This is a genomic window from Sphingomonas sp. STIS6.2 (assembly GCF_000732685.2).
GTDB classification, from domain to species: Bacteria; Pseudomonadota; Alphaproteobacteria; order Sphingomonadales; family Sphingomonadaceae; genus Sphingomonas; species Sphingomonas aerolata.
On sequence record NZ_JPDP02000122.1, the window covers coordinates 1 to 1,308 of the forward strand.

The 1,308-nt window shown below is 65.7% G+C and carries 1 protein-coding gene and 1 pseudogene; one reads left to right on the forward strand and one right to left on the reverse strand.

The window, feature by feature from the left end:
• Window positions 1-312: pseudogene (locus sphst_RS13740) on the reverse strand (DNA mismatch repair protein MutS); the annotation flags it as partial.
• A 151-nt stretch (window positions 313-463) separates the two neighbouring features.
• Between sphst_RS13740 and sphst_RS13745 the strand changes: the two are divergent.
• Window positions 464-1,308, forward strand: an 845-nt coding sequence (locus sphst_RS13745) for a malic enzyme-like NAD(P)-binding protein (RefSeq protein WP_325049486.1), incomplete at its 3' end; no start/stop codon positions are given.

Genomic DNA, 1,308 nt, shown 5'->3' on the forward strand with positions numbered 1-1,308 from the left:
CACGTCCGCGCCGACCAGCGCCTTCGATCCGCCGCGCGCCTTCGCCTCGGCCGGGCTCTCGACCTGTTCGGCGATCGCGACGCGGTGCCCGGCCTTGATCAGTCGCTGGAGATAGGCGGTGGCCGCGTGGACTGGTACGCCGCACATCGGGATCGGCTTGCCCTCATGCTCGCCGCGGGCGGTCAGCGCGATGTCGAGCACCGCCGCGGCGATGCGCGCATCGTCCATGAACAGCTCGAAAAAATCGCCCATGCGGTAGAACAGCAGGCAATCCTGCGCCTCGGCCTTGAGGCCGAGATACTGCGTCATCATCGGGGTAGCGGCGGGAGTGGACATCGGCGCGGGGTAGCGAAAACCGTCCGCACGTCCAATAGCACTGCGAAGGGTTCCCAAGGGGTGACGAACAGCCACGCGTTCCGTAAAGGCAGGGGCTCCCCCTGCAGATACCCCCGAGGCCCCGCTTATGTCCGACGACAATAATCTCCAGTTCTCCGAACGCGAAGCGCTGCTGTTCCATTCGGAAGGCCGTCCCGGGAAGCTCGAGATCATTGCGTCCAAACCGATGGCGACGCAGCGCGACCTCGCGCTCGCCTATTCGCCCGGCGTGGCGATTCCGGTGCAGGCGATCGCCGATGACCCCTCGACCGCCTATGACTATACCGCCAAGGGCAATCTGGTCGCGGTGATCTCGAACGGGACCGCGATCCTCGGCATGGGCAATCTCGGCGCGCTCGCGTCGAAGCCGGTGATGGAGGGCAAGGCGGTGCTCTTCAAGCGCTTCGCCGACGTCGACTCGATCGACATCGAGCTGAAGACCGAGGATGTCGATCGCTTCATCGATGCGGTCGAGCTGATGGAACCGACGTTCGGCGGCATCAACCTCGAGGACATCAAGGCGCCCGAGTGCTTCATCATCGAGCAGACGCTGCGCGAGCGGATGAATATCCCCGTATTTCATGACGATCAGCACGGCACCGCGATCATCTGTGCGGCCGGGCTGATCAACGCCTGCCTCGTGACCGGGCGCAAGCTTGGCGACATCAAGCTGGTCGTCAACGGCGCGGGCGCGGCGGCGATCGCGTGCACCGAGCTGATGAAGGCGATGGGCGTGCGGCCCGACAACGTCATCATGTGCGACCGTACCGGCGTGATCTACCAGGGTCGCGACGACGTGAACCAGTGGCAGTCGGCGCATGCCACGACGAGCAGCGCGCGGACGCTGACCGAGGCGCTGGTCGGCGCGGACGTGTTCCTCGGCCTGTCGGCGGCAGGCGCGCTCAAGCCCGAGATGGTCAAGGACATGGCGGC